At 69.6% G+C, this 23,504-nt stretch carries 19 protein-coding genes and 1 pseudogene; 13 read left to right on the top strand and 7 right to left on the bottom strand.

Annotation, left to right across the window (positions count from 1 at the left end; translation table 11 throughout):
* Positions 1-72: 72 nt before the first annotated feature.
* Entirely contained in the window at positions 73-1,680 is a 1,608-nt protein-coding gene (locus NC7_RS13265; RefSeq protein ID WP_067982668.1) for a (2,3-dihydroxybenzoyl)adenylate synthase, read from the bottom strand.
* A gap of 152 nt (positions 1,681-1,832) precedes the next feature.
* Between NC7_RS13265 and NC7_RS13260 the strand changes: the two genes are divergently transcribed.
* The 3 genes from NC7_RS13260 (at position 1,833) to NC7_RS13250 (ending at position 7,021) form a co-directional block, all read left to right on the top strand.
* Complete coding sequence (locus NC7_RS13260; RefSeq protein ID WP_067982665.1) at positions 1,833-5,543, top strand: non-ribosomal peptide synthetase; 3,711 nt, start codon at positions 1,833-1,835, stop codon at positions 5,541-5,543.
* 65 nt (positions 5,544-5,608) lie between these two features.
* Complete coding sequence (locus NC7_RS13255; protein WP_067982662.1) at positions 5,609-6,472, top strand: oxidoreductase; 864 nt, start codon at positions 5,609-5,611, stop codon at positions 6,470-6,472.
* Positions 6,473-6,550: 78 nt separating this feature from the next.
* Positions 6,551-7,021 (top strand): carboxymuconolactone decarboxylase family protein, encoded by a 471-nt coding sequence (locus NC7_RS13250; protein ID WP_067982765.1) that lies wholly within the window; start codon positions 6,551-6,553, stop codon positions 7,019-7,021.
* Positions 7,022-7,119: 98 nt separating this feature from the next.
* Here NC7_RS13250 and NC7_RS13245 read toward each other — a convergent pair whose 3' ends face one another.
* Complete coding sequence (locus NC7_RS13245; RefSeq protein ID WP_067982658.1) at positions 7,120-7,923, bottom strand: NmrA family NAD(P)-binding protein; 804 nt, start codon at positions 7,921-7,923, stop codon at positions 7,120-7,122.
* A gap of 297 nt (positions 7,924-8,220) precedes the next feature.
* Here NC7_RS13245 and NC7_RS13240 point away from each other — a divergent pair, with 297 nt between their 5' ends.
* From NC7_RS13240 to NC7_RS13225, 4 genes and pseudogenes are all read left to right on the top strand, one after another.
* The gene (locus NC7_RS13240) at positions 8,221-9,309 is read left to right on the top strand and encodes a 3-deoxy-7-phosphoheptulonate synthase (RefSeq protein ID WP_067982655.1); all 1,089 of its coding nucleotides are present in this window, start codon (positions 8,221-8,223) and stop codon (positions 9,307-9,309) included.
* A 71-nt stretch (positions 9,310-9,380) separates the two neighbouring features.
* Positions 9,381-9,605, top strand: a complete 225-nt coding sequence (locus NC7_RS13235) for a ribbon-helix-helix domain-containing protein (RefSeq protein ID WP_067982652.1) — start codon at positions 9,381-9,383, stop codon at positions 9,603-9,605.
* A complete protein-coding gene (locus tag NC7_RS13230; protein WP_236573239.1) occupies positions 9,593-10,018 on the top strand; it encodes a type II toxin-antitoxin system VapC family toxin in 426 nt (141 codons plus the stop codon). Before NC7_RS13235 ends, NC7_RS13230 begins: the two co-directional genes overlap by 13 nt.
* Before the next feature lie 66 nt (positions 10,019-10,084).
* Positions 10,085-12,760, top strand: a pseudogene (locus NC7_RS13225) (ATP-dependent RNA helicase); the annotation flags it as partial.
* Positions 12,761-12,980: 220 nt separating this feature from the next.
* Here the strand turns inward: NC7_RS13225 and NC7_RS13220 are convergent.
* Positions 12,981-13,565: a GNAT family N-acetyltransferase gene (locus NC7_RS13220; RefSeq protein ID WP_067982648.1), complete on the bottom strand. Its 585-nt coding sequence runs from the start codon at positions 13,563-13,565 to the stop codon at positions 12,981-12,983.
* 112 nt (positions 13,566-13,677) lie between these two features.
* Between NC7_RS13220 and NC7_RS13215 the strand changes: the two genes are divergently transcribed.
* Positions 13,678-14,574 (top strand): sigma-70 family RNA polymerase sigma factor, encoded by an 897-nt coding sequence (locus NC7_RS13215; protein ID WP_067982645.1) that lies wholly within the window; start codon positions 13,678-13,680, stop codon positions 14,572-14,574.
* Between the two features lie 40 nt (positions 14,575-14,614).
* On the opposite strand, the gene NC7_RS13210 is transcribed toward NC7_RS13215, so the two are convergent.
* Positions 14,615-14,830 carry a hypothetical protein gene (locus NC7_RS13210; RefSeq protein ID WP_067492380.1) on the bottom strand — a complete coding sequence of 72 codons (216 nt, stop codon included), beginning with the start codon at positions 14,828-14,830 and terminating at the stop codon, positions 14,615-14,617.
* A 173-nt stretch (positions 14,831-15,003) separates the two neighbouring features.
* Here NC7_RS13210 and NC7_RS13205 point away from each other — a divergent pair, with 173 nt between their 5' ends.
* Entirely contained in the window at positions 15,004-16,182 is a 1,179-nt protein-coding gene (locus NC7_RS13205; RefSeq protein ID WP_067982644.1) for a pyridoxal phosphate-dependent aminotransferase, read from the top strand.
* 12 nt (positions 16,183-16,194) lie between these two features.
* Here NC7_RS13205 and NC7_RS13200 read toward each other — a convergent pair whose 3' ends face one another.
* Positions 16,195-16,854, bottom strand: a complete 660-nt coding sequence (locus NC7_RS13200; protein ID WP_067492568.1) for a trimeric intracellular cation channel family protein — start codon at positions 16,852-16,854, stop codon at positions 16,195-16,197.
* A gap of 239 nt (positions 16,855-17,093) precedes the next feature.
* The gene (locus NC7_RS13195) at positions 17,094-17,738 is read right to left on the bottom strand and encodes a LysE family translocator (protein WP_067982640.1); all 645 of its coding nucleotides are present in this window, start codon (positions 17,736-17,738) and stop codon (positions 17,094-17,096) included.
* A gap of 401 nt (positions 17,739-18,139) precedes the next feature.
* On the opposite strand from NC7_RS13195, the gene NC7_RS13190 reads away from it, so the two are divergent.
* From NC7_RS13190 to NC7_RS13180, 3 genes are all read left to right on the top strand, one after another.
* Positions 18,140-19,810, top strand: a complete 1,671-nt coding sequence (locus NC7_RS13190) for a DNA repair helicase XPB (protein ID WP_067982637.1) — start codon at positions 18,140-18,142, stop codon at positions 19,808-19,810.
* Between the two features lie 95 nt (positions 19,811-19,905).
* Positions 19,906-20,571 (top strand): DUF3239 domain-containing protein, encoded by a 666-nt coding sequence (locus NC7_RS13185; protein ID WP_067982634.1) that lies wholly within the window; start codon positions 19,906-19,908, stop codon positions 20,569-20,571.
* A gap of 58 nt (positions 20,572-20,629) precedes the next feature.
* Positions 20,630-22,021 carry a M1 family metallopeptidase gene (locus tag NC7_RS13180; protein ID WP_067982631.1) on the top strand — a complete coding sequence of 464 codons (1,392 nt, stop codon included), beginning with the start codon at positions 20,630-20,632 and terminating at the stop codon, positions 22,019-22,021.
* Positions 22,022-22,037: 16 nt separating this feature from the next.
* On the opposite strand, the gene NC7_RS13175 is transcribed toward NC7_RS13180, so the two are convergent.
* On the bottom strand, positions 22,038-22,895 hold the full coding sequence (locus tag NC7_RS13175) for a hypothetical protein (protein ID WP_067982628.1): 858 nt from the start codon (positions 22,893-22,895) through the stop codon (positions 22,038-22,040).
* A 99-nt stretch (positions 22,896-22,994) separates the two neighbouring features.
* Between NC7_RS13175 and NC7_RS13170 the strand changes: the two genes are divergently transcribed.
* On the top strand, positions 22,995-23,501 hold the full coding sequence (locus NC7_RS13170; RefSeq protein ID WP_157101975.1) for an LppU/SCO3897 family protein: 507 nt from the start codon (positions 22,995-22,997) through the stop codon (positions 23,499-23,501).
* Positions 23,502-23,504: the final 3 nt, after the last annotated feature.

Below are 23,504 nucleotides of genomic sequence, written 5' to 3'. Positions count from 1 at the left end.
GGCGGACTCGAGTAGTGCGGTGTGGTCGGGGAGCCCGGTAGGCAGCGCACCCGAATCTCGCCCCCTCGCCCCTCACAAAGTGCCGCGCAAAGCCTTCTTATCGATCTTCCCGACAGCGGTAACCGGCAGCGAATCCGCCTGTCGGATCAAATCGGGAAGCTTGTACGTAGCCAACCCCCGCTCAGTGAGGAACATCTTCAGCTCGGGAAGCGTCGGCAGCGCACCGGTCACCACCAGAACCACACACACCTTCTCCCCGAGCGACGGATCGGGAAGCCCGACGGCAGCCGCGTGCCGCACAGCGGGATGCGCCAGCAGGTGTTCCTCCAACTCATCGCAGGAGATGTTCTCACCCCCACGATTGATGACGTCCTTGATACGTCCGCTTACGACGAGGTGACCGGTGGGAAGCTGACGAACCAGGTCGCCACTGCGGTAGTACCCGTCGACCGTGAAGGCGCGCGCATTGTGTTCGGGCGCGCGGTAGTAGCCGCGCAGGGTGTAGGGACCACGGGTGAGCAGCTCGCCCTCCTCCCCGGGCGCCACGTCGTCGCCCTGACCGTCGACGACACGGATCTCGTCGCCGGGCGACAGCGGCCTGCCCTGGGTGGTGTAGACGAGTTCGTCGGGGTCGTCGAGTCGGGTGTAGTTCAGCAGACCTTCGGCCATTCCGAACACCTGCTGCAGCCGACACTGCAGCGCCGGTTCCACTTCACGGGCATTCACCTCGGCGAGTCGGGCGCCGCCCACCTGGAGCAGGCGCAGCGAGCTCAGGTCGGCGTCCTCCCAATCCACTGCGGCACTCCACAATTGGGCCAGCGGCGGCACGACGGCGCTCACGGTGACGCGGTGCTTCTCGATGGCGGCGAAGGCGGCTTCGGGGCTGGGGTCGAGGGTGAAGGCGACGGCGCCGCCGGTGGCGACGGTGCCGAGGATGCCGGGGCAGGCCAGCGGGAAGTTGTGTGCGGCGGGCAATGTCGCGAGGTACACGTCGTCGGCGGTGAGCTCGCACACCCGCGCGCTGGCGGTGGCGTTGTAGACGTAGTCGTCGTGGGTGCGCGCGATCAGCTTGGGCAGGCCGGTGGTTCCGCCGGAGACCAGCATGACGGCGATCTCGGCTGAGTCCACCTCGGGCAGCGAATCGCCCTGTGTCGGAACGGAATCGAGGGCACGGAATGCGCCCGGTTCGCCCGCTACCAGCACGTGTGCCAGGCTCGGCACGGCGGCGCGCACTGTGGCGGCCAGCTCGCGGTAGTCGAACTCGCCGAGGCGGTCGGGGATCAGGTAGGCGACGGCCTCCGAGAGTGCGGCCAGGTGCTCGATCTCGGCGCGGCGGTGCGCGGGCAAGGTGAGGACGGGGATGATGCCCGCTCGCAGGATGCCGAACAGCGCGGTCGCGAATTCGGGGATGTTCGGCAACTGCACGATCACCCGGTCGCCGGGGCGGATACCGAGGGCGAGCAGGCCGTGGGCCATGGCGTCGGCGTCGGCATCGAGTTCGGCGTAGGTCCGCACGGCGGCATCGCTGAGGATCGCGGGGCTCGACGGCTGGGTGCGGGCGGTGTCGCGCAGCAGGTCACCGAGCGTGCGCCCGGCCCAGTAGCCTGCCGCGCGGTACTCCTGCGCCTCGGCCTCGGGAAACGGAACATAGCCCTCGCGATGGCTAGCCGACGTGGTCACAGTCGCACCCTCCGGTCGATCCAGATCAAAGCGGCCGGGAACCGTGCGGTTCACGACCATAGGTTAGGCAACCCTATCTCAGTGGAGTAGGCTGCCGCCGAGCAGTATCGAATCCGTCCGGCACCGGGCGGCGAGCAAGGAGTGATCGGCAGATGGAGAAAGCACCCGCGAACGGCGCCGGAATCGACCGCGCCGAGATCCGTGCCGCGATCGCCCGCCACCTCGACATCACCCCCGAAGCCGTCGCCGACGCCGACGACCTGATCCAGCTCGGCCTCGACTCTATCCGCACCATGAAGCTCGCGGGCGCCTGGCGCAAACGCGGCATCAGGGTGAACTTCGCCCTCCTCGCCGCGCATCCGACCATCGACGCCTGGCACGCCTTACTCAACGGCGCCGACCCGGAAACCCTCGGCGGCGTCACGCCTTCGGCGCCGGACAACGACACCGGTGCCGAAGCACCCGGCGCCGCGCAGGCGCACGACGATGCCTCGGCCGCCGACGCGCAGGCGACAGACACCGTGATCACCGCCGCTCAGGCACCGGCCGAGGGCGAACCGGAACTCGTCGCCGACGACGGAACGCCGTTCCCCCTCGCCCCCATGCAGCACGCGTACTGGATCGGCCGCTCCGACGCGCAGGAGCTGGGTGGTGTCGCCGCGCATCTGTATGTCGAGTTCGACGGGCAGGGTGTGGACCCGCAGCGCCTCGAGCGTGCCGTGGAGCAATTGCTCGTGCGTCACCCGATGCTGCGGACGAGATTCCTGCCGGACGGCACCCAGCAGACCCTGGACCGCCCGGGGCGGGCCGTGTTCGGCGTCACCGATCTTCGCGCGGTCTCCGAGGACGAAGCGCAGCGCAGACTCGAGGAACTCCGAGATCAGCGCACCCATCAGCGGATGGCCGTGGAGGACGGCCAGGTGATCGACATCGCCCTCACCCGCCTGGCCGACGGTCGCACCCGCCTGCACCTCGATGTCGACATGCTCGCCGCCGACGCCATGAGCTACCGCATCCTCGTCACCGACCTCGCCGAGCTCTACCACGGCGAACAGTTGGCACCGCAGGACTACACATTCCGCCAGTACCTGGCCGAACAGCCGTCCACCGACGAGGAGCGCGAACGCGACCGCGACTGGTGGCGTGGCCGGCTCGCCGAACTGCCCGGCGCACCCGAACTGCCGCAGGCGCAGCATGTTTCGGAGCCGAACCGCACCATCCGTCTGCACCGGTGGCTGTCACCGGAGGCCAAGACGCAGGTGTTCGACGCCGCCCACGCCCGTGGCATCACCCCGGCGATGGCGCTGGCCTCGGTGTTCGCCGAAACCATCGGCGGTTGGTCGGCGCAGCGCCGCTTCCTGCTGAATCTGCCGTTGTTCCACCGGGAACCGGTGCACCCGCAGGTCGACGGCGTGGTCGGCGACTTCACCTCCTCGGTGCTGCTCGAGGTCGACGTCACCGGGCCCGCCACGGTCGCCGATCGCGCGCGCACGCTGCAGCAGCGCCTGCACGAGGCGGGCGCCCACTCGGCCTACTCCGGTCTCGAGGTCCTGCGCGACCTCGGCCGCCGGCGCGGCGAGCCGGTGCTGGCCCCCATCGTCTACACCAGTGCCCTCAACCTCGGCGAACTGTTCGCCGATACCGTCACCGACACCTTCGGTGACCCGGTCTGGATCATTTCCCAGGGCCCGCAGGTGCTGCTCGACGCCCAGATCACCGAGGTCCGCGGCGGCCTGCTGCTCAACTGGGACATCCGCGAGTCCGCCTTCCCGCCCGGCATGGTCGACGACATGTTCGCCCGCTACATCGAGGCGATCGAACGCCTCGGCGGTGCGGTAACGCAGTCCCGTGACGAGGCGTCCGGTGCGGACACCGCGATCGATGCCGAGCGCGTCGCAGACACGCTCGTGGACCGCGAAGAGCTCACGGTCCGCCCGAACTCGGCGGGCTGGCAGGCCGAGGCCGGTGTGCGAATCCCGGTGGAGCAGGCCGCGACTCGTGCCCGGGTGAACGCGACGGCCGCGCCGCTGAGCGGAAACCTCCTGCACACCGGCTTCTTCGCCAACGCCGCGACGAACCCGTCCGCACCGGCGGTGCTCTGGGAGCCCGCCGGGCAGTTGACCTACGGCGATCTGGCCGCCGACGCCCTCGCTGTGGCGGGCGCTCTGCGCGAAGCCGGTGTGACGCCGGGTGATTCGGTGGCGGTACAGCTGCCGAAGGGCCCGGATCAGGTGGTCGCCGTGCTCGGCGTGCTCGCCGCCGGTGCGGTGTACGTGCCGATCGGTTTCTACCAGCCCGCCGCCCGCCGCGCCGAGATCCTCGCCACCGCCGACGCCGTCGCGGTGCTCACCGTGGGTGGCGCGCAGATCCCCGAGGCCAAGGTCATCGACCTGGCCGAGGCCCGTAACCACCCGGAACCCTTGGCGCGCCCCGTCTTCGGCGATCCGGAGAACATCGCCTACGTGCTGTTCACCTCCGGCTCCACGGGCAAGCCCAAGGGTGTCGAGGTGCCCCACCGCGCCGCCATGAACACCATCGACGACCTCGACGACCGCTTCGGCATCGGTGCCGACGACCGCGCGCTCGCCCTCTCGGCCCTGGAATTCGACCTCTCGGTCTACGACATCTTCGGCCTGCTCGGGGTCGGCGGCGCCGTGGTCGCCGTCGACGACGCGCAACGCGGCGACCCGGCGCGCTGGGTCGACCTCATCCGTCGTCACGAGGTGTCGCTGGTCAACTGCGTGCCGAGCCTGCTCGACATGTTGCTCACCGCCGCCGGTGGCCAGCCGCTGCCGTCGCTGCGCACGGTGATCCTCGGTGGCGACTGGGTGGATGTGGCCCTGCCCGCGCGCCTGGCGGCCGTGTCGCCGGACTGCCGCTTCGCCGGTCTCGGTGGCGCCACCGAAACCGCCATCCACTCCACCATCTGCGAGGTCGTCGGCGCCGAGGTACCGGCCGAATGGACGGCGGTGCCCTACGGCACCCCGCTGCGCAATGTGCGGTGCCGCGTGGTCGGCCCGGCGGGCAACGACTGCCCCGACTGGGTCAGCGGTGAACTGTGGATCGGTGGGGACGGCGTGGCGGCCGGGTATCGCAAGGACCCCGAACGCACCGCCGATCGCTTCGTCACCCACGAGGGCGTGCGCTGGTACCGCACCGGCGACCTGGCCCGCTACCTGCCCGACGGCGGCCTGGAATTCCTCGGTCGCGCCGATCACCAGGTGAAGATCCGCGGCTACCGGGTGGAACTCGGCGAGGTGGAGAGCGCCCTGCGCGCCGTGGCGGGGGTGCGGCACGCGGTCGCCGCCGTGGTCGGCAAGGCCGCGCCGAAACTGGTCGCGCTGGTGGTGCCGACGCCGGACACCGACCTCGATGTCGACACCGTGTTGGCGGCCGCCGCCGAACTGGTCCCCACCTACATGGTGCCCACCCGGCTCGAGCTGCTGCCCGAACTCCCACTCACCCCGAATGCCAAACCGGATCGCAAGGCCATCCGCGCGGTGCTCGAAAAGGGTGAGGCCGCCGAGGAATTCGTCGCCCCGCGCACCGATCTGGAACGCGCGCTCGCGGCGGTGATCGGTGAGGTCCTCGCGGCCGAGCGGATCGGCGTCACGGACGACTTCTTCGCGCTCGGCGGCGATTCCGTGCTCGCCACCACCGCCGTTGCCCGCATCCGGGAATGGCTCGATGCTCCGGACACCGTGGTGGCCGACCTGTTCACGGCACGCAGTGTCGAAGGTTTGGCACGGCGAATGTCGCAGCGGGAGAACGAGTCCGGGTCGGCGGGCCGCTTGGAGGTCGTGGCGGCGATGTATCTCGAGGTGGCCGCGATGAGCGATGAGGAGATCCTGGCGCAGTCCTGACCGGGCCGGTCGCCCACCGGGCTTCCCGATTCGCGATACGCCCAGCTCGCACTAGAATTCGGCCGGTGAGCAAGTGGACTACCGCTGACCTATCCGACCAGACCGGGCGCACGTTCCTCGTGACCGGTGCCAACAGCGGTCTCGGTGCCGCCACCGTGCGGGCGTTGTCCGCGAAGGGCGCGCGGGTGATCCTGGCCTGCCGCGATACGGCCAAGGCCGAGCAGGTGGCGCGCGAGCTGCCGGGGGAGACCGAGGTACGCGAACTCGACCTGGCCGACCTCAACTCGGTGCGCGCCTTCGCCGAGTCGATCGAGCGGGTCGACGTGCTCGTCAACAACGCCGGGGTGATGGCGCTGCCACTGCGCCGCACCGCCGACGGTTTCGAAATGCAGTTCGGCACCAACCATCTCGGCCACTTCGCCCTCACCAACCTGCTGCTCGACCGGATCGCCGACCGCGTGGTCACGGTGTCGAGCAATGCGCACCGCATCGGCCGGATCGACCTGACCGACCCCAACTGGGAACAGCGCCGCTACGACCGGTGGCGCGCCTACGGGCAGTCCAAACTGGCCAACCTGATGTTCGCCACCGAACTGCAACGCCGCCTCGCCGGTGAGGGTTCCTCGGTGCTCTCGGTGGCCGCCCATCCCGGGTATGCCGCGACCGAACTCATGTCGCACACCGAATCGGTGCAGGAAGTCTTCATGTGGCTGGGCAACCGGATGTTCGCCCAGAGTGCCGCCCAGGGGGCGCTGCCGACGCTGTTCGCCGCGACCGCCGACGTGGAGCCCGGTGGCTTCTACGGTCCCGACGGCCTGTTCGGCCTGTGGGGATATCCGGCGCCCTGCGCGATGGCCGCGCCCGCGCACGATCGCGCGGTCGCCGCCGAACTCTGGGAGCTGTCGGAGAAGCTGTGCGGGCTGCTCTGAGGTGATCGCGATCACCCATGTCACACTCCGGCGTGCTGCGTCGTCGTATCGGTGAATCCCATCGACGAAGGAGTGATCATGGAAGCGCGTTTCGACCTCTACAACAACCCCGTCGCCACCAGTTTCGTGAAGCGGTTGCAGACCGCGGCCAAGGTGATCGACGGCTCGCCGCTGCCGAAGGCCACCCACGAACTGGTGAAGATCCGCGCGTCGCAGATCAACGGGTGCAGCTACTGCGTCGACATGCACACCAAGGACGCCGCGCACATGGGCGAGTCCTCGGTGCGGATCAACCTGGTCGCGGCCTGGCGCGAGGCCAACGTGTTCACCGAGGCGGAGCGGGCCGCGCTCGCGATCACCGAGGAGACGACCCGCGTCGCCGACGGCGGCCAGGTGAGCGAGGACACCTGGCAGCAGGTCCGCAAGCACTACGACGACGACCAGATCGCCGCGTTGATCGCCGCCATCGCGACGATCAACGCCTGGAACCGGCTCAATGCCATCGCCCACACCCCGGCGGGCGACTACGTCCCCGGTCAGTGGGGCTGAGCCCGGCGCCGAACCCTTGAACTCGGCCGCCGAGTCCCCGAAACGTGCGCGGCCCGTGCACGGTGACGAGTACAAGTACTCCGGGCCGTGCGCGGAACTCAGCGGAACCGGTGACCGTATTCGGCCGCCCACTGCGCGAACGTGCGCGCCGGGCGGCCGAGCACGTTTTCGACGGTCGGGTCGACGGTGTAGGACGCCGGGTTCGACTCGGCGTACCAGCCGATCACGTACTCGGCGTCGGCCCGCGACACCCCGGTCGCCGTCAGCCGTTCGATCGCCTGCTCGTGGCTGATGGTGACGAACGCGATCTCGCGTCCGGCCGCCTCGGCGAGCACGGCCAACCGCTCCTGCGGGGTGAGCGCCTGCGGACCGGTGAGGTTGTAGGCCCGCCCGGCGTGGCCGTCCTCGAGCAGCGCGACCGCCGCCACCGCGCCGATATCGGCCTCGTGCACCAACGCGCTCGGATGCGCGTACGGCTCACGGACCACGCCCTCGGCCCGGATCGAGTCGGCCCAGGTGAGCGTGTTCGACATGAATTCCTGCGGTTCCAGTCGCGTCCACTCCACCCCGGAACGCTCGATTGCCTCCTCGACGGGACCGACACCGCCGCCCCAGACGACGGTGATGCGCCGCACGCCCGCCGCCACCGCCCGGTCGACGAGTTCCTGACCCACCTCGGTCAGACCGGCCGTCACGGTCACGTGTAGCCGGTCGACGCCGTGCCAGTCGAGGGTGTCCGGCTCGGTGTGCGTTCCGGTGACGAGTTCCACGTCCGGGCCGAGGAGCGCGCGTGCCCGGTCGGCGTCACGGGTGAGTGCTTTGACCTTCTCGCCGCGCTCGACGAGTTCCCGAACCACCTGGCGCCCGGAATTGCCCGTCGCGCCCGTAACCAGTGTTGTCACAGTCGATTTCCTTTCCTCGCCACCGACGCTAAGAGCTCGAGTGAGGTTGAGGTCAACGGCCGCGACGCTGTGATGGTGCACACTCCGGGCAACCACGCGCGGGTCCGCGACGTTTCACCGGTGGTACAGTCCACGGCATGCAGCGCGCATATTTCTGGTTTAGCGAGCCGGCCCTGGGTGGGCCGGTCTGCGACCCTGCGCGCTGACTTCCTCCACCCCGAGCCGGATACCTGACCGGCTCGACGGGTAGCGAAATTTCCGTGGGTCGGCCTTCAACCGAAAAGGACCCACATTCCCATGACCACCGCAGTTGACGTAGACGCGCGGCACTCCGATCTCGACGATCAGCGCACCCTCAGCGTGAGCCCCCTGCGCTCGCCCGCCGAGGTCCGCCTCGTGCACCCCATCACCGACGAACTGGCCGACACCGTGCGGGCGGGCCGCAAAGCCACCATCGACGTGCTCAACGGCGACGACGACCGCCTGATGGTGATCGTCGGCCCGTGTTCGGTGCACGACCCCGTCGCCGCCCTCGACTACGCCCGCAAGCTGGCCGCCAAGGCCGAGGAGTTGGGCGACCGACTGCACATCGTGATGCGTGTGTACTTCGAGAAGCCGCGCACCACGCTCGGCTGGAAGGGCCTCATCAACGACCCGCACCTGGACGGTTCGTTCGACGTGAACACCGGCCTCGGCATCGGCCGCAAGGTGCTCGTCGACATCACCGCCCTCGGCCTGCCGGTGGCGTGTGAGTTCCTCGACCCGATCACCCCGCAGTACATCGCGGACCTGGTCTCCTACGGCGCGATCGGCGCCCGCACCGCCGCCAGCCAGGTGCACCGGCAGCTGTCCTCGGCGCTGTCGATGCCGGTTGGCATCAAGAACGGCACCGACGGTGACGTGCAGGTCGCGGTCGACGGTGTGCGCGCCGCCGCCGCCAGCCACGTCTTCCCCGGCACCGATCTCGACGGTCGCTCGGCCCTGATCCGCACCTCGGGCAACCCCGACTGCCACGTCATCCTGCGCGGTGGCAGCAATGGCACCAACTACGACGCCGCCTCCGTCGCCGAGACGAAGCTGCGCCTGGAGAAGTCCTCGCTGCCCCAGCGCGTGGTGGTCGACGCCAGCCACGGCAACAGCAACAAGGACCACAACCGCCAGGTCGACGTCGTCACCGACATCGCGACCCGCCTCGCCGCCGGTGAACAGGGCGTGGTCGGTGTGATGCTCGAGTCGTTCCTCGTCGCGGGCCGCCAGGACCTCACCCTCGGCAAGTCCGCCGACCTCACCTACGGCCAGTCCATCACCGATGCCTGCATCGACTGGGAGACCACCGCCACCCAGCTCGACCGCCTGGCGCAGGCCGTCGAAACCCGGCGCGGTTAGCCCCCACACCAGGGGCCCGGGAAACCGGCGCCCCTGGTCGTCGCCACGCCGGAAGGGTATGCTGGCATACCATGAAGCGTACGACCATCAAGCTCCCCGACGAGCTCGACAGCCGAGTCCGGCACGAGGCCGCGCGGCGTGGGATGACGGTGTCGGAGTGGACACGAGAAGCGCTCGCGGCACAGCTGCCCGGCCAGGGTGTTCGCCGCTTCGGCGCCGCGGGTGCCGGTCGCAGCGGCCGCTCCGACATCTCCGAACGGATCGAAGAGATCTTGCGGGGGGAGTGGGACCGATAGCGCGGCTGCTGGTCGACGCGGGGCCGCTGTACGCCTACGTCGACGCGGACGATGCCCATCATCGGACCTGCTTGGACCTACTCCAAAGCCACCGTGGCCCGCTCGTCGTTCCGACGCTCGTCATCACGGAGGCCGCCTATCTCATCGGCACGCGATTGGGTGCGGAAGCCGAGGTGCGCTTCCTCGGTGACTTCGCCGAGGGATTGTTCGAGGTGGAGCCGGTGCGTCCCGGGGACTGGTTGCGGATCGCCGAACTCGTGGCGCGCTACCGTGACTGGCCGCTGGGAACGGCGGACGCTTCGGTTGTCGCCACCGCCGAGAGGCTCGGCATCACCGAGATCGCGACCGTGGACCGTCGGCATTTCGGAGCGATCCGCCCCGCTCACACCGAGGCTTTCCACCTGCTGCCCTGAACTCGAGGTTGTCGGCGCGACAGGCCGCTGTGGGCTGTCGTCGTGCGGGCGCCACACTGGTGATCGATGAGACTTCCCGAACTTCCCGATCTTCCGGTGCGGCCCGCGCTGGGGGAGATCACGCGCACCCTGGCCGATCGCGGTGTCGCGGTGCTGGTCGCGCCGCCGGGCACCGGGAAGACGACGCTGGTCCCGCTGGCCTTGGCCGCGGGCGATGGGCGAGTTGTGGTGGCAGAACCGCGACGGTTGGCGGCGCGAGCGGCGGCCGCGCGGATGGCCGGGTTGCTCGGGGAACGGGTCGGGGAGACCGTGGGGTACGCGGTCCGTGGGGATCGCAAGGTGGGGCCGCGTACGCGGATCGAGGTGGTGACCTCCGGTCTGCTGGTCCGGCGGTTGCAGCAGGACCCGGAGCTCGCGGGGGTCGACACTGTGATCCTCGACGAATGCCATGAGCGGCACCTCGACGCCGATCTGTTGCTCGCCCTGCTGCTCGACGCGCGGTCGGGTCTGCGACCGGACCTGAAGGTGCTCGCCACCTCCGCGACAGTCGCCGCGGATCGCCTCGCCGAGCTGCTCGGCGGTGACGGTGCCGCCGCCCCCGTTCTCGCGGTGCGCGGGCGAACCCACCCCGTCGACATCGGGTACCTGCCCGCACTACCGCGTGAACGGGTCGAAGGCCACGTCGCCCGGGCCACACGCACCGCGCTCGCCGAAACCGACGGTGACATCCTGGTCTTCCTGCCCGGAGTCGGTGAGATCAACCGCACCGCCGGGTTGTTGCGCGACCTCGACGTCGATGTGCTTCCCCTGCACGGCAGGCTGTCCGGCGCGGCCCAGGACGGGGCCCTGCGACCAGGGCAGCGGCGGAGGGTCGTATTGTCCACTGCCGTAGCGGAATCCAGTCTCACCGTGCCCGGTGTGCGTGCGGTGGTGGACTCCGGGTTGTCGCGGGTGTCGCGGGTCGATCATCGTCGTGGGCTGTCCGGCCTTGCGACAGTGCGTGTTTCGGCCGCCGTCGCCGAACAGCGAGCCGGGCGTGCGGGTCGCGAGGCGCCCGGTCGCGCGTGGCGGTGCTGGCCCGAATACGAACACCACACCCTGCCCGCCTACCCCGACCCCGAGATCCGCACCGCCGAATTGACTCGCCTCGCCCTCGAATTGGCCTGCTGGGGCACTCCCGACGGCTCCGCCCTCGCCTGGTGGGACGCCCCACCCGAAGGTGCCCTCACCGCCGCCCGCACCACTCTGCACGCCCTCGGCGCCCTCGACGACAACGACCACATCACGCCCCGAGGCCGCGCCATGGCCACCCTCGGCCTGCACCCCCGCCTGGCCCGCGCCCTCCTCGACGGCGCCGCCCACCTCGGCCCGAAACTCGCCGCCGAAATGGTCGCCCTGCTGGACGACGACACCCTCGCCCCCGGGGTGGACGCCACCTCGGCCCTGCGCGCCCTGCGCACCGAACGCCCACCCCGCTGGACCCGGGAGGTCACCCGCCTCACCCGCCTCGTCGGCGAATCCGGTGGTACGGCCGTGCTCGGTGAGAGTGCCTATGGCGCAATCGCATCGGGTGCGGAGACCGACGACGCGGCGCTGGCCAGCGAGGAAAGCCGTGCTGCGGGGACGTCGTTCGAGCTTCGAGCCGAGGTGGGATCGCCAGGTGATGCTCGCGCCGAGAGCAGTTCGCCTGCGGGAAGCCATAGTGATCGGCAGGCGGATGCGAGGCGGGACAGTGGCGGCTCGGCTACGGGAAAGCGTGAGTCTGCCGGGTCGGGTGTGGGGAGTGGTGAGTCGGCTGGGTCGGGTGTGGGGAGGCGTGACTCGGCCGGGTCGGGTGCGGGGAAGGGTGAGTTGGCCGGGTCGGGTGTCGGGGTGCTCGAAGAAGGGGTGGCGTTGATGATCGCGTTGGCGCAGCCGGAGAGGTTGGCGCGGCGGCGGGGGAGTGGGTCGGGGACGTATCTGATGGCGGGTGGGACGGCGGTGTCGTTGCCCGCGGGGTCCGGGCTGGCGGCGGAGTGGCTCGCGGTGGCGGTGGCGGATCGGGATCCGGGGCGGGCGGAGGGCCGGGTTCGGCTGGCGGCCATCGCTTCTGAGGATCTGGCGCGGCAGGCGGCGCCGGGGCTGGTCAGCGTACGGGAGGAAGTGCGGTGGGACGGCGGGGATGTGATCGCGCGGCGGGTCGAACGGTTGGGTGCGATCGTGTTGTCCGAAAGGCCGCTGCGTGAAGCGGATTCGGCGTTGGTGGGCGCGGCGTTGCGGCAAGGTCTGCGGGCGGAGGGGGTCGGTCTGCTCCGCTGGTCCGACGACGCGCGCACCCTGCGTGATCGCCTTGCCTTCCTGCACCACACACTCGGCGCACCGTGGCCCGATGTCGACGACACCGCCCTCCTCGCCGACCTCGACTCCTGGCTCGGCCCCGAACTCGCCACCGCCCGCCGCCGCGCCGACCTCGCCCGCACCGACGCGGGTACCGCCCTGCGCCGCCTCCTACCCTGGCCCGAAGCCGCCCGCCTCGACGACCTCGCCCCTGAGCGTCTCGAGGTCCCCTCGGGCAGCCGCGTCCGCGTCGACTACAGCGCCGACCAGCCGGTCCTCGCGGTAAAGGTCCAGGAAATCTTCGGCTGGACGACTCCACCAACCCTCGCCGACGGCCGCGCCACCCTCCTCCTGCACCTGCTCTCCCCGGCCCAGCGCCCCGTAGCCGTCACCGCCGACCTGCCCTCCTTCTGGCGAACCGGCTGGCCCCAGGTCCGCGCCGACCTCCGCGGCCGCTACCCAAACACGCCTGGCCCGAAGACCCCACCCAGACCCCCGCCCACCGAGGCACCGCCCGCCGCCTCCGCCCCACCTGACCGCCCGTCCCTGCCCAATGTGCGAAGTAGGCACCACCGGAGCGTGGTGATCGCAGATCTCGGCGACCCCGTCGCGCGCCTCTCGCACGTGCGAGCCGTGCCGCGATGGCTCAGTCTTGCGGCGGAAAGGTTTCCGCAGGCCATCCATCCACCGGCCCGGGCGGATCGTCGGCCAACCGCGCCGCGTACCACTCGTCGACCCGAAACCCACGCTGCACGCCACCCAACCGGGCTTTCCCCTCGTAGTGGAATCCGTTTCGACGAACGGCGGCGGCCGAGGCGTGGTTGCCGACCATCGCGCGCCACGTGATGCGTTGCAGACCAAGCCCTTCGGGCGCGAAGGCGAAATCGCACACCAGGGTGACCGCGCGCGACATCAGACCACGACCACGGCATTCGGGCGCCAACCAGAATCCGATCTCGCAGGCGCCGGGACCGCGATCGTGCAGCCCGACCATGCCGTCGACACGGCCGTCGGGAGCGGTGCGGATGGCCCAGATCGGCTCGTTGTTCAGCCATCCCGCCGCCACGTTCCGGTCCAGGAACTCCTCGGCGTCGGTGCGGCCGTACGGCACGGGGATCGTGGTCCAGCGCGCTACGGCGGGGTCTTGCACGCAGTCGACGATGCGGTCGATATCGGCGGCCGTCGGGCGGATGAGCCACACGGTGCCGTCGGTGAGCGTGTGCTGGTACATCAGCTCATCCTGACAGCCGGGGCGGCCGATTCTCGCGGCATTTTCCGCATGGCACCGCGAAACCGGTACACCCGTGCAACCAGCGTGTACCCACTCCGTAGGATCAGCGGCGATGGTTTCCCCGTTTCTCGCCGACCTGTTCGAATCGCATCGAGCGCATCTCCTTTCGGTGGCCTACCGGCTCACCGGAAGCGTCGGCGATGCCGAGGACGCGGTGCAGGAGAGCTGGCTGCGGATGGCGGGCGCCCACCAATCCGAGATCGAGGACCTGCGTGCCTGGCTCACCACCGTGGTGAGCCGGATCTGCCTCGACCATCTGCGCAGCGCGGCCGTGCGCCGGGAAACCTACGTCGGCCAGTGGCTGCCGGAACCGATCGTCACCGGGCAGGCCCGCACCGACGACCCGCTCGAGGTGGTCGTCCGCAATCAGGACAACCGGATGGCGGCGATGGTGGTGCTCGACGCGCTCACCCCGCAGCAGCGGGTGGCGCTGGTGCTGCACGACAGCCTCGCCGTCCAGTTCGACGAGATCGCCGATATCCTCGGCGTATCACCCGATGCCGCACGGCAACTGGCGGTCCGTGCGCGCAAGGCCGTGGCGCGCACCCCACCCCCGGTGACCGACGACGCGCACGACGAGGCGGTGCGACGTTTCCTGGCCGCGTTGGCCACGGGTGACATTGCCGCGGTCGCCGCCACCCTGCATCCGGACGTGAGCTTCATCGCCGACGCGGGCGGCACCGCGCGCACCGCGCTCAATGTCGTCGACGGTGCGGAGAAGGTGGCGCGGCTGGCGGTCGGCCTGTGGCGCAAGCAACTGGAAGAGCCTGCGCTGGAGATCGGTTTCGCGGCGGTGAACGGGCAATCGGGTCTGGTACTCACCGATCCGAACTCGCCGTTCGGCCGGGCGGTTCGGGTGCTCGCGTTCTCGGTGCGCGATGGGTTGGTCTGTGCCGCTTACGACTTCGCCAATGTGGCGAAGCTGTCGGGCGCCCGGCTGCGCACCTAGCCGGACCGGACCCGCGCGATCCGATCCGGCGCTGCGGTGTCTACGGGTAGGTGGACCCCCACTGGTGATCACCGGTGGACGAGCCGAGGTTGTGGTCCCCGGTGGAGGAGCCCATGTTGTTGTCCGGCGTGGCCGACCCGGTGAAGAAATCGACGATCGGGCTGGCTTCGAGCTGTTCCTGAATGAAGCGAAGTGCCGAACCGGCGACCTCCGACGCGGCCGGTTGCAGGATGAAGTCGAGCAGAGGTGAGGCCATGCGAGCCCCTTTCGATATGCCACCACGCTGTGGTGTGTGAGGTAGAACACGGCGAGGCTAGCTGAGGTTGAGTGATCACACAATACCGCAGGTCAAAGGCTAAAAACGTTTGTGAAACATAGGTCTTCGCTATCGTGCGGCAACGGCTGGGAAAGGTGGGATACGCTGCGGAGATGTCGTCTGTGCCGCCCACCGTCGCCCGCTTGCGCCCCTTCGGCTCGACCATTTTCGCCGAGATGACCGAACTGGCCGTGCGCCACGACGCGGTGAATCTCGGACAGGGATTCCCTGACACCGACGGTCCCGCAGGCATGCTCGAGGTCGCCCGCGCCGCCATCGCCGACGGGTTCAACCAGTACCCGCCTGGCCGAGGGGTGCCCGCTCTGCGCCGCGCTGTCGCCGACGATCGCGCCCGCCGCTACGGCACCCGCTACGAGCCCGACACCGAGGTCCTGGTCACCGTCGGCGCCACGGAAGCGATCAGCGCGACGCTGCTCGGCCTGGTCGAACCCGGCGCGGAAGTGGTACTCATCGAGCCCTACTACGACTCCTATGCCGCCGCGGTCGCCCTGGCGGGTGCGCAGCGCCGGACCGCGCGACTGGTCCCCGACGGCGACCGCTTCGTCCTCGACCTCGACAGCCTGCGTGCCGCGATCACCCCGAAAACCCGCATGCTGGTGATCAATTCACCGCACAACCCCACCGGCTCGGTGCTCTCGCGCGACGAACTCACCGCGATCGCCGAGCTGGCACGCGAACACGATCTGCTGGTGCTGGCCGACGAGGTGTACGAGCACCTCGTGTACGACGGCGTGGAGCACATCAGCATCTCGACGCTGCCGGGGATGCGCGAGCGGACCATCGTGGTGTCCAGCGCGGCGAAGACTTTCAATGTCACCGGCTGGAAGATCGGCTGGACGTGCGCGCCCGCGCCACTGCTGAATGCCGTGCTCACGGCGAAACAGTTCATGACCTTCGTCGGTGGTGGCCCGTTCCAACCCGCTGTCGCCCACGCGATCGACACCGAGCTGGACTGGGTACACCGCATGCGTGACGGCCTCGCCGACAAGCGCCTGCGGCTCGCGGACGCGTTGCGCGACACCGGCTTCGCCGTGTCGTCCACCGCTGGCGGCTACTTCGTGTGCGCTGACGTGCGACCGCTCGGCATCGACGACGGGTTGACGTTGTGCCGGGAGATGCCTGCTCGGCTCGGCGTGGCCGCCGTACCGGTGAGCGCGTTCGTCGACCATCCCGACGAGTGGAAACACCTGGTGCGCTTCACCTTCAGCAAACGGGACGAAACCATCGACGAGGGTGCGCGCCGGTTGCGCGCGGGAGTCGCCGCACGCTGAGCGGAGCTGACCTCAGTCGCGGGCGTGGCGGGCAGTCGGGGCGTGCCAGCCGTAATGCCTTGCGAGCAAACGGAATCCGACAGCACCAGCGGCGGCGAGCAAGCCTGTCCAGGTCTGGTAGATGTCCAGGTGCAGCAGGACGGCGGTGGTCGCGGCGCCGAACAGGGCGGGGATCGCATAGAGATCCTGGTCGGGTCGCAGGACCAGGGGGACCTCGCCGCTGAGCACGTCGCGCAGCACACCGCCGCCGATGGCCGTCGTCATGCCGAGCAGGGCTGCGGTCGGCGCGCCGAGACCGACCGAGTCGGCGATCACGGTGCCGGTGACACAGAACAGCCCGAGTCCGATGGCGTCGGCCACCTCGAGCGGGCCCTTGGTGAGCCGGGGCGAGGGCGCGATGAAGTACAGAATCAGCGCGGTCACGATCGACGCGGTCAGGAAGGTCAGGTCGGTGAACGCGGCGGGCGGGGTGCGTCCGATGAGCAGGTCGCGCACGATGCCACCACCGAGCGCCGTCGCACAGCCGAGCACGACCATCCCGAACAGATCGAGCCGCTTGCGCACGGCGACCAGCGCCCCCGACGCGGCGAACGAGATCACCCCGAGCAGCTCGCCGCTGCGATGCACCACGGTGACCGCCTCGTCGAGCTGCGCCGCCAGCGCGCCCGCCATCACCACACCACTCACCACCGCTCCTCTCTCCGCAAGCAGCGTGGCACGCCCACCCCCCACTGTCCGCACACCTGCCCATGTGTCGCACCACACGACCAGGGCATCGCCGCCCCACCGTCCTGCCACGCCCGCAGCCGAGGGCTCCGGCCGCTACCGCCGCGCTGCGTCCGCGGCCGAGATGCCGGGCCGTCGTCGGGCCGAGTTGCGTCAGCGGTCGAGATTCAGGTGGGGAAAGGGGCTCAGGCCGGTGTGGGGCGGGTGCGGTCGGTCGCGAGCAGGAGGGCGATGCCGCCGAGGGCGGTCCCCATCAGGTAGCGCTGGGTACGCAACCACAGCGGGCGTGCGGCGAGGAAAGTGGCCAGGCACGCGGCGCCGAGCACGATCAGCGCGTTGACCGTGAGGGCGACGGTGATCTGGATCGCGCCGAGCGACAGGCTCTGCAACCACAGCGAGCCGAGCGCCGGGTCGACGAACTGCGGGATCAACGCCATGTACATGATCGCGATCTTGGGGTTGAGCAAGTTGGTGACGAACCCCATCGTGAACAGGCGCCGAGCCGGGTCGGCGGGCAGCGGGCTCGGCGCGAACACCGAGACGCCGCCGGGCCGGACCGCCTGCCAGGCCAACCACAGCAGGTACGCGGCGCCAGCCAGTTTGAGCGCGAGGTACAGCCCGGGAACCACCGCGAACAATGCCGTGATCCCGGCCGTCGCGGCCAGCAGGTACACCCCGAACCCGGCCGCCACCCCCGTGAGCGAGATCATGCCCGCCCTTCGCCCCTGCGCGACCGTCCGCGAGACCAGGTACATCATGTTCGGCCCCGGCGTGAGCACCATCCCGAGCGCCGCCGCCCCAACCCCGAAAACCGCCGCCGTCTGAAGCATGAGTCGAGTCTGACCTGGTCAGCGAGGCATGTCGCGGTCCAGTCGACGATCGCTGGACCGCTGTCACCGGCTTCGATCCGAGATCCGCACCGCCTCGGTCACGAGCCACAGAGCGGTGGTTCGCGGCCCTGCGCTCAGCAGCCCGCCATCGCGACGCCGAACCCTGTCACCGCAGGTCCGTACAATCGATCGAGCTGCCGAACCCTCCCCGGAACGGCTCACCAGATCCCGACACACCCCGGCCGAACGCAACCCCGCACAGGCGAGTCTTACGAGCCGTTCGGGGCCGCCCCTTCGATTCAGCGCTCGAAGCGCATGCGCGCAGCGCGAGTCTCGAGCGCTGAATCGAAGGGTTACAGGCCCCGAACCCGCGGCCCCGGCCGCCGAAGATACGGAGCACAGTGACAGACGGTCCGTTGATCGTGCAGAGCGACAAGACCCTGCTGCTCGAGGTCGACCACGAGTTGGCAGGCACCGCGCGTCAGGCCATCGCGCCGTTCGCGGAACTCGAGCGTGCCCCCGAACACGTGCACACCTACCGCATCACCCCGCTGGCGTTGTGGAACGCCCGCGCCGCCGGTCACGACGCCGAGCAGGTGGTCGACGCCCTGGTGAACTACTCGCGCTACGCCGTGCCGCAGCCGTTGCTGGTCGACATCGTCGACACCATGGGCCGCTACGGCCGGTTGCAGCTGGTCAAGCATCCCGCGCACGGCCTGTGCCTGGTGAGCCTGGACCGCGCGGTGCTCGAGGAGGTGCTGCGGCACAAGAAGATCGCACCCATGCTCGGCGCCCGCATCGATGACGACACGGTGATCGTGCACCCGTCCGAGCGCGGTCACATCAAGCAGATGCTGCTGAAGATCGGCTGGCCTGCCGAGGACCTGGCCGGGTACGTCGACGGCGAGGCGCACGACATCGGCCTCGACTACACCGAGGGCAAGTGGCACCTGCGCGACTACCAGGAGATGGCCGCCGACTCGTTCTGGGCGGGCGGTTCCGGTGTGGTCGTGCTGCCGTGCGGCGCGGGCAAGACGATGGTCGGCGCCGCCGCGATGGCCAAGGCCAAGGCCACCACGCTGATCCTGGTCACCAATACCGTCGCGGGCAGGCAGTGGCGGCGTGAGCTGCTCGCGCGCACCACCCTCACCGAGGACGAGATCGGCGAGTACTCCGGTGAGCGCAAGGAGATCCGTCCGGTCACCATCGCGACGTACCAGGTCATCACCCGTAAATCGAAGGGCGAGTACAAGCATCTCGAGCTGTTCGACAGCCGCGACTGGGGTCTGGTGATCTACGACGAGGTGCACCTGCTCCCCGCCCCGGTGTTCCGGATGACCGCGGATCTGCAGTCGCGGCGCAGGCTCGGGCTCACCGCCACGCTGGTGCGCGAGGACGGCCGCGAAGGCGACGTGTTCTCGCTGATCGGTCCGAAACGCTACGACGCGCCGTGGAAGGACATCGAGGCCCAGGGCTGGATCGCCCCCGCCGACTGCGTGGAGGTGCGGGTCACCCTCACCGATGCCGAACGCATGGCCTACGCCACCGCCGAACCGGAGGAGCGCTACAAGCTGTGCTCCACCGCGCGCACCAAGATCCCGGTCGTCGAATCCATCCTGGCCCGGCATCAGGGGGCACCCACCCTGGTGATCGGTGCCTACCTGGACCAGTTGGAGGAACTGGGTGTCGACCTGAACGCCCCCGTCATCACCGGTGCCACCAAGAACCGCGAACGCGAGGCTCTCTTCGACGCCTTCCGCTCGGGTGAGATCCCCGTCCTGGTGGTGAGCAAGGTGGCGAATTTCTCCATCGATCTGCCGGAAGCCTCGGTGGCGGTGCAGGTTTCGGGCACCTTCGGTTCACGGCAGGAGGAGGCGCAGCGTCTCGGGAGACTCCTGCGGCCGAAACAGGATGGGGGACAGGCGCATTTCTATTCGGTGGTCGCCCGCGACACCCTCGACGCCGAATACGCCGCGCACCGTCAGCGTTTCCTCGCCGAACAGGGGTATGCCTACCGCATCACCGATGCCGACGACCTGCTCGGACCGGCCGTCGGGGACAGCGGCGTGTAGCGCCGTTGCCCCGCTCAGCTGCCGGTAGCGTGCGGGAACAGGCCCCGGCAGATAAGTGGAGGCAACGCCTCCGCAACTTGTGCTAGGAAGGAAACGTGCGCCGCTTCGAATTCGAGGTCGACCGTGAGCACGCTCACGCGGTCAACGAGACCTTCACCGGGTTACGCAGGATGCGGTGGCTCGCGCTGCTCGCCGCCGGGCTGGCCGTCGCGGCCACCGCCGCGCTGCTGTGGAGCGGGCAGGCCTGGGGGTATCTGCTGGCCTTCGTGTGTGCCCTCGCCGCGGCTATCGCCCTGTGGGTCGCGCTGTGGACACCGCATCGCTCCGATATCGAAAAGCTCTACCGCGACGGTGTTCTCGTACCCGCCGTGGTCTGCGCGGCCGAGCCGTCCGGGATCATCCTGCTCGCCCTCGTCGACACCGCCGAAGCCACCGCGCCCGCCCGCGGCTGGGCGCTGGTCACCCGCAAGGTGCGTGCGCTGCCCGGGCACGAACCGGAACTGGGCGAACGGGTGCCGTCGGTGGCGGTCCGCACCGACGGTGCGCCGCGTCAGGTCGGCGAACGCTGGCAGCTGGTGACGGCGATGCCGATCGCGTGGGGCACCCGCGACCGCACGGTGATCGAGCGGGCCCGCGAAACCATCTCCGACCTCGAATGGCGGCTGCTCGCCGAGAACCTGGCCCTGGCCGCACGGGTGCGTCGCACGGCGACCAAACGGCTGATGCTCGACCCGCGACATCTGCCGCCGGAACTGGCCTGAGCGCCACTGGCCTGCGACGATACTCGCATCCGAGTCGGCGAAACGGGGGGTCCGCGGCATGCGATGGTCGGCAGGATCGGTGGCGGTACTCGCGCTCCTGACGCTGGGAATCCGGCCGGTAGCTGCGGATTGGGGCCTGATCGGCGCACCGGGCCTTGGCGACCCGTACTACCCGCTCGACGGCAACGGCGGCTACGACGTGAGCCACTACGACATCACCGTCGACTACGACCCGCCGACCCACTATCTGCGCGGTACCGCGCGTATCGATGCGCGAGCGAATCAGCCACTGGCACAGTTCAACCTGGACTATCGCGGTCCCGAGGTGCTCATGGTGACCGTCAACGGGCAGCCCGCCGGTTTCGCGCGCGAGGGTGAACACGAACTGGTCGTCTCCCCGCTGCTGCCGCTGTTGCCGGGACTGCCGATGCGGATCGTCGTGGACTACGCGGGCGCCGCAATCGACACCGAGGGCGAAGGCTGGACATATGCGCCCAGCGGCGGCGCCTTCGCCATCGGCCAGCCGCACAGCGCGAGCACCTGGTACCCGCTCAACGACACCCCATCGGACAAGGCGACGTTCACCCTGCACGCCACCGTGCCCGCCGCATGGGAGGTGATGTCGACCGGTGCGCGCACCCGCCACGACATCCGCGACGACCGGCTGCACACCAGCTGGGAAACCCGCAGCCCCGTGCTCGGGTACCTCACCACCATCGCCGTCGACCATTTCACCTTCCTCGAACAGCGCCGTGCCGACGGCACCCCGGTGCTGAGCGCGTTCGCCCCCGAATCCGACGACAACCGGGCCGACGAACAGCGCCTCCCCGAGATCCTCGACTTTCTCGAAAACCTCTACGGCCCATATCCGTTCGAGGTGGCGGGTGGAATCTACGTGGACGCGGAAGTCCCGTTCTCGCTCGAGACGCAGACCCGGCCGACCTACGCGCCCTGGGCCGATCTCAACACCGTGGTCCATGAACTGGCCCACCAATGGTGGGGCGACACCATGTCGGTGCGGCAGTGGTCCGACATCTGCCTCAACGAGTGTTTCGCCAGTTACACCGCCGACTTCCTCTGGCCCGAACGCGTCGAGGGCGCCGATGTCGACACCATGTATCGCGAGCAGATCGCGCAAGCCCGCTATGAGCAGGACTTCTGGACCTACGCGTTGGCCGACCCCGGCGCGGGCACCGAGTTCACCTCGGTCTACTGGCGTGGCCCACTCTTCCTGCACGCCTTGCGCAAACTCATCGGTGAGGACGTCTTCTTCACGGCCGTGAAGGATTTCGTGAACGCCCACCGCGACGGCCACGCCTCGATGCCGGAATTCCGCCAGTTCATCCAGAGCCGAACCACGCTGCCGCTGCGTGAGTTCCTGGCCGAATGGTTGGACGGCACGAGCCCGCCCCGCGAAGCCTTCCTGTTCCCGGGAACTCTGGCACGCTGAACGCCCACCGCGATGGTCAATCCTCGTCCAAGCGGGCTCGCGCTCGCTCCACCCACCGCTGCATGCGATCGAATTGGGTTTTCGCGGCGGTCGATTCGCCACGCGCCCGATGCTCGGCGGTGCGCAGGAAATGGCGCTGCTGTTCGGCGTGCTCGAGGTCCGCGCGCAACTGCTCGATCCGCTGCTCCACCTCATCGAGCTCCGATTTCGCCTGCGCCGCAGCCTTTTCCGCCTCCTCCCGGGCCGACTTCGCTTCGGCCAGGCCGGACTCCGCGTCGTCGAGTTCCTGCTTCGCTTCGGCGCGGCGGGCCGCCTCGGCGTCCTCGGCCGACTTCTTCGGACGAGCGCTCGCCCGCTTCGTCGGAGCTTTCGCCTTGCCGCCGGTGATCGCGACCAAACCGGCCGGACCGAAGCCGTCATAGGTGACGGTCGCGGGCAGCACTCCGGCACGGACCTGGTCGGCGACATCCGGGTCGGCCAGCGCGGCCGTCAGCGTCTGACCCACCTCACGCAAGGCCTGCTCGCTCGCGGGCCGGTCGTGCTCGGCCGCCAACTCGCCCGCCCGCTTGGTCATGGCGTTCACCACCTGCTGCCGTTGCGCGCCGAGTGCGCGCAACTTGTCCCCGGAGAGCTGACGCTGCGCCGACCGCAGTGCGTCACCCAGATCGAGCAGCGCCGCGATCTCCTTCGGCGCGTGCCGGGCCAGCAGATTCACCGTCCACGCCGCGACCGTCGGTTTCCGCAGGGCACCGATGGCCGCGGCCAGCTCACGATCGCCGTCCTCGCGGGCCTGTGCGGCGCGTTCGGTGCGGGTCGCGACGAAGTCGGACGGGTCGAGACCGTACAGCTCGCCCGCGACATCGTCGATGGTCATCCTCCGATCGTATCCACGGGGGGAGCGCCGGAGGTGGGCGTTTGGGTATCGTCACCGGCGGTCATATCGGCTGAACCGTTCGGTGAGTGAGGTTTTGGAGTGTTTTTCCCAGGAAAGCGGCTGCTTGTCCGGCTCGTGTTCGCGCCAGTGGCGGCAGTCGCGCTGGTCGGGGCGGCAGCGGCGTGCTCGGGTGAGGGCGACGCGTCGTCGGCGCCTGCCGTCGGCTCGTGCGTCGAGGTCACCGACAACGCGGTCGACGCGATGAAGGCGACCGTCGGAGACTGCTCGTCGGCGACGTCGAACTACCGGATCGCGCAGGTCGGCGCGGCACCGCTGAACTGCACGGCCCAGAACGCCAGCTTCAACGGCACGGTCGGCGACACCAAGACCGGGCTGTGCCTGTCGCCGAACTTCGCCGAGGGCGCCTGCTACGCGGACGCGGGCACCCGCCCGGTCGAAACGGTGGACTGCACGGCACCCGAGGCCACCTTCAAGGTCGTCAAGCGCATCGACGGGGAAACCGACGAACTGCTGTGCGGCATGGACGCGACCCAGTTCCGCACGGTTCCGGATCCCAAGACCACGTTCTGCCTGGCCAAGCCGTAGCGG

Origin of the sequence: Nocardia caishijiensis NBRC 108228 (genome assembly GCF_001612825.1) — a bacterium.
Classification (GTDB): domain Bacteria; phylum Actinomycetota; class Actinomycetes; order Mycobacteriales; family Mycobacteriaceae; genus Nocardia; species Nocardia caishijiensis.
Note: the sequence above shows the minus strand (reverse complement) of the source record. Positions and strands in the feature narration are given on the sequence as shown.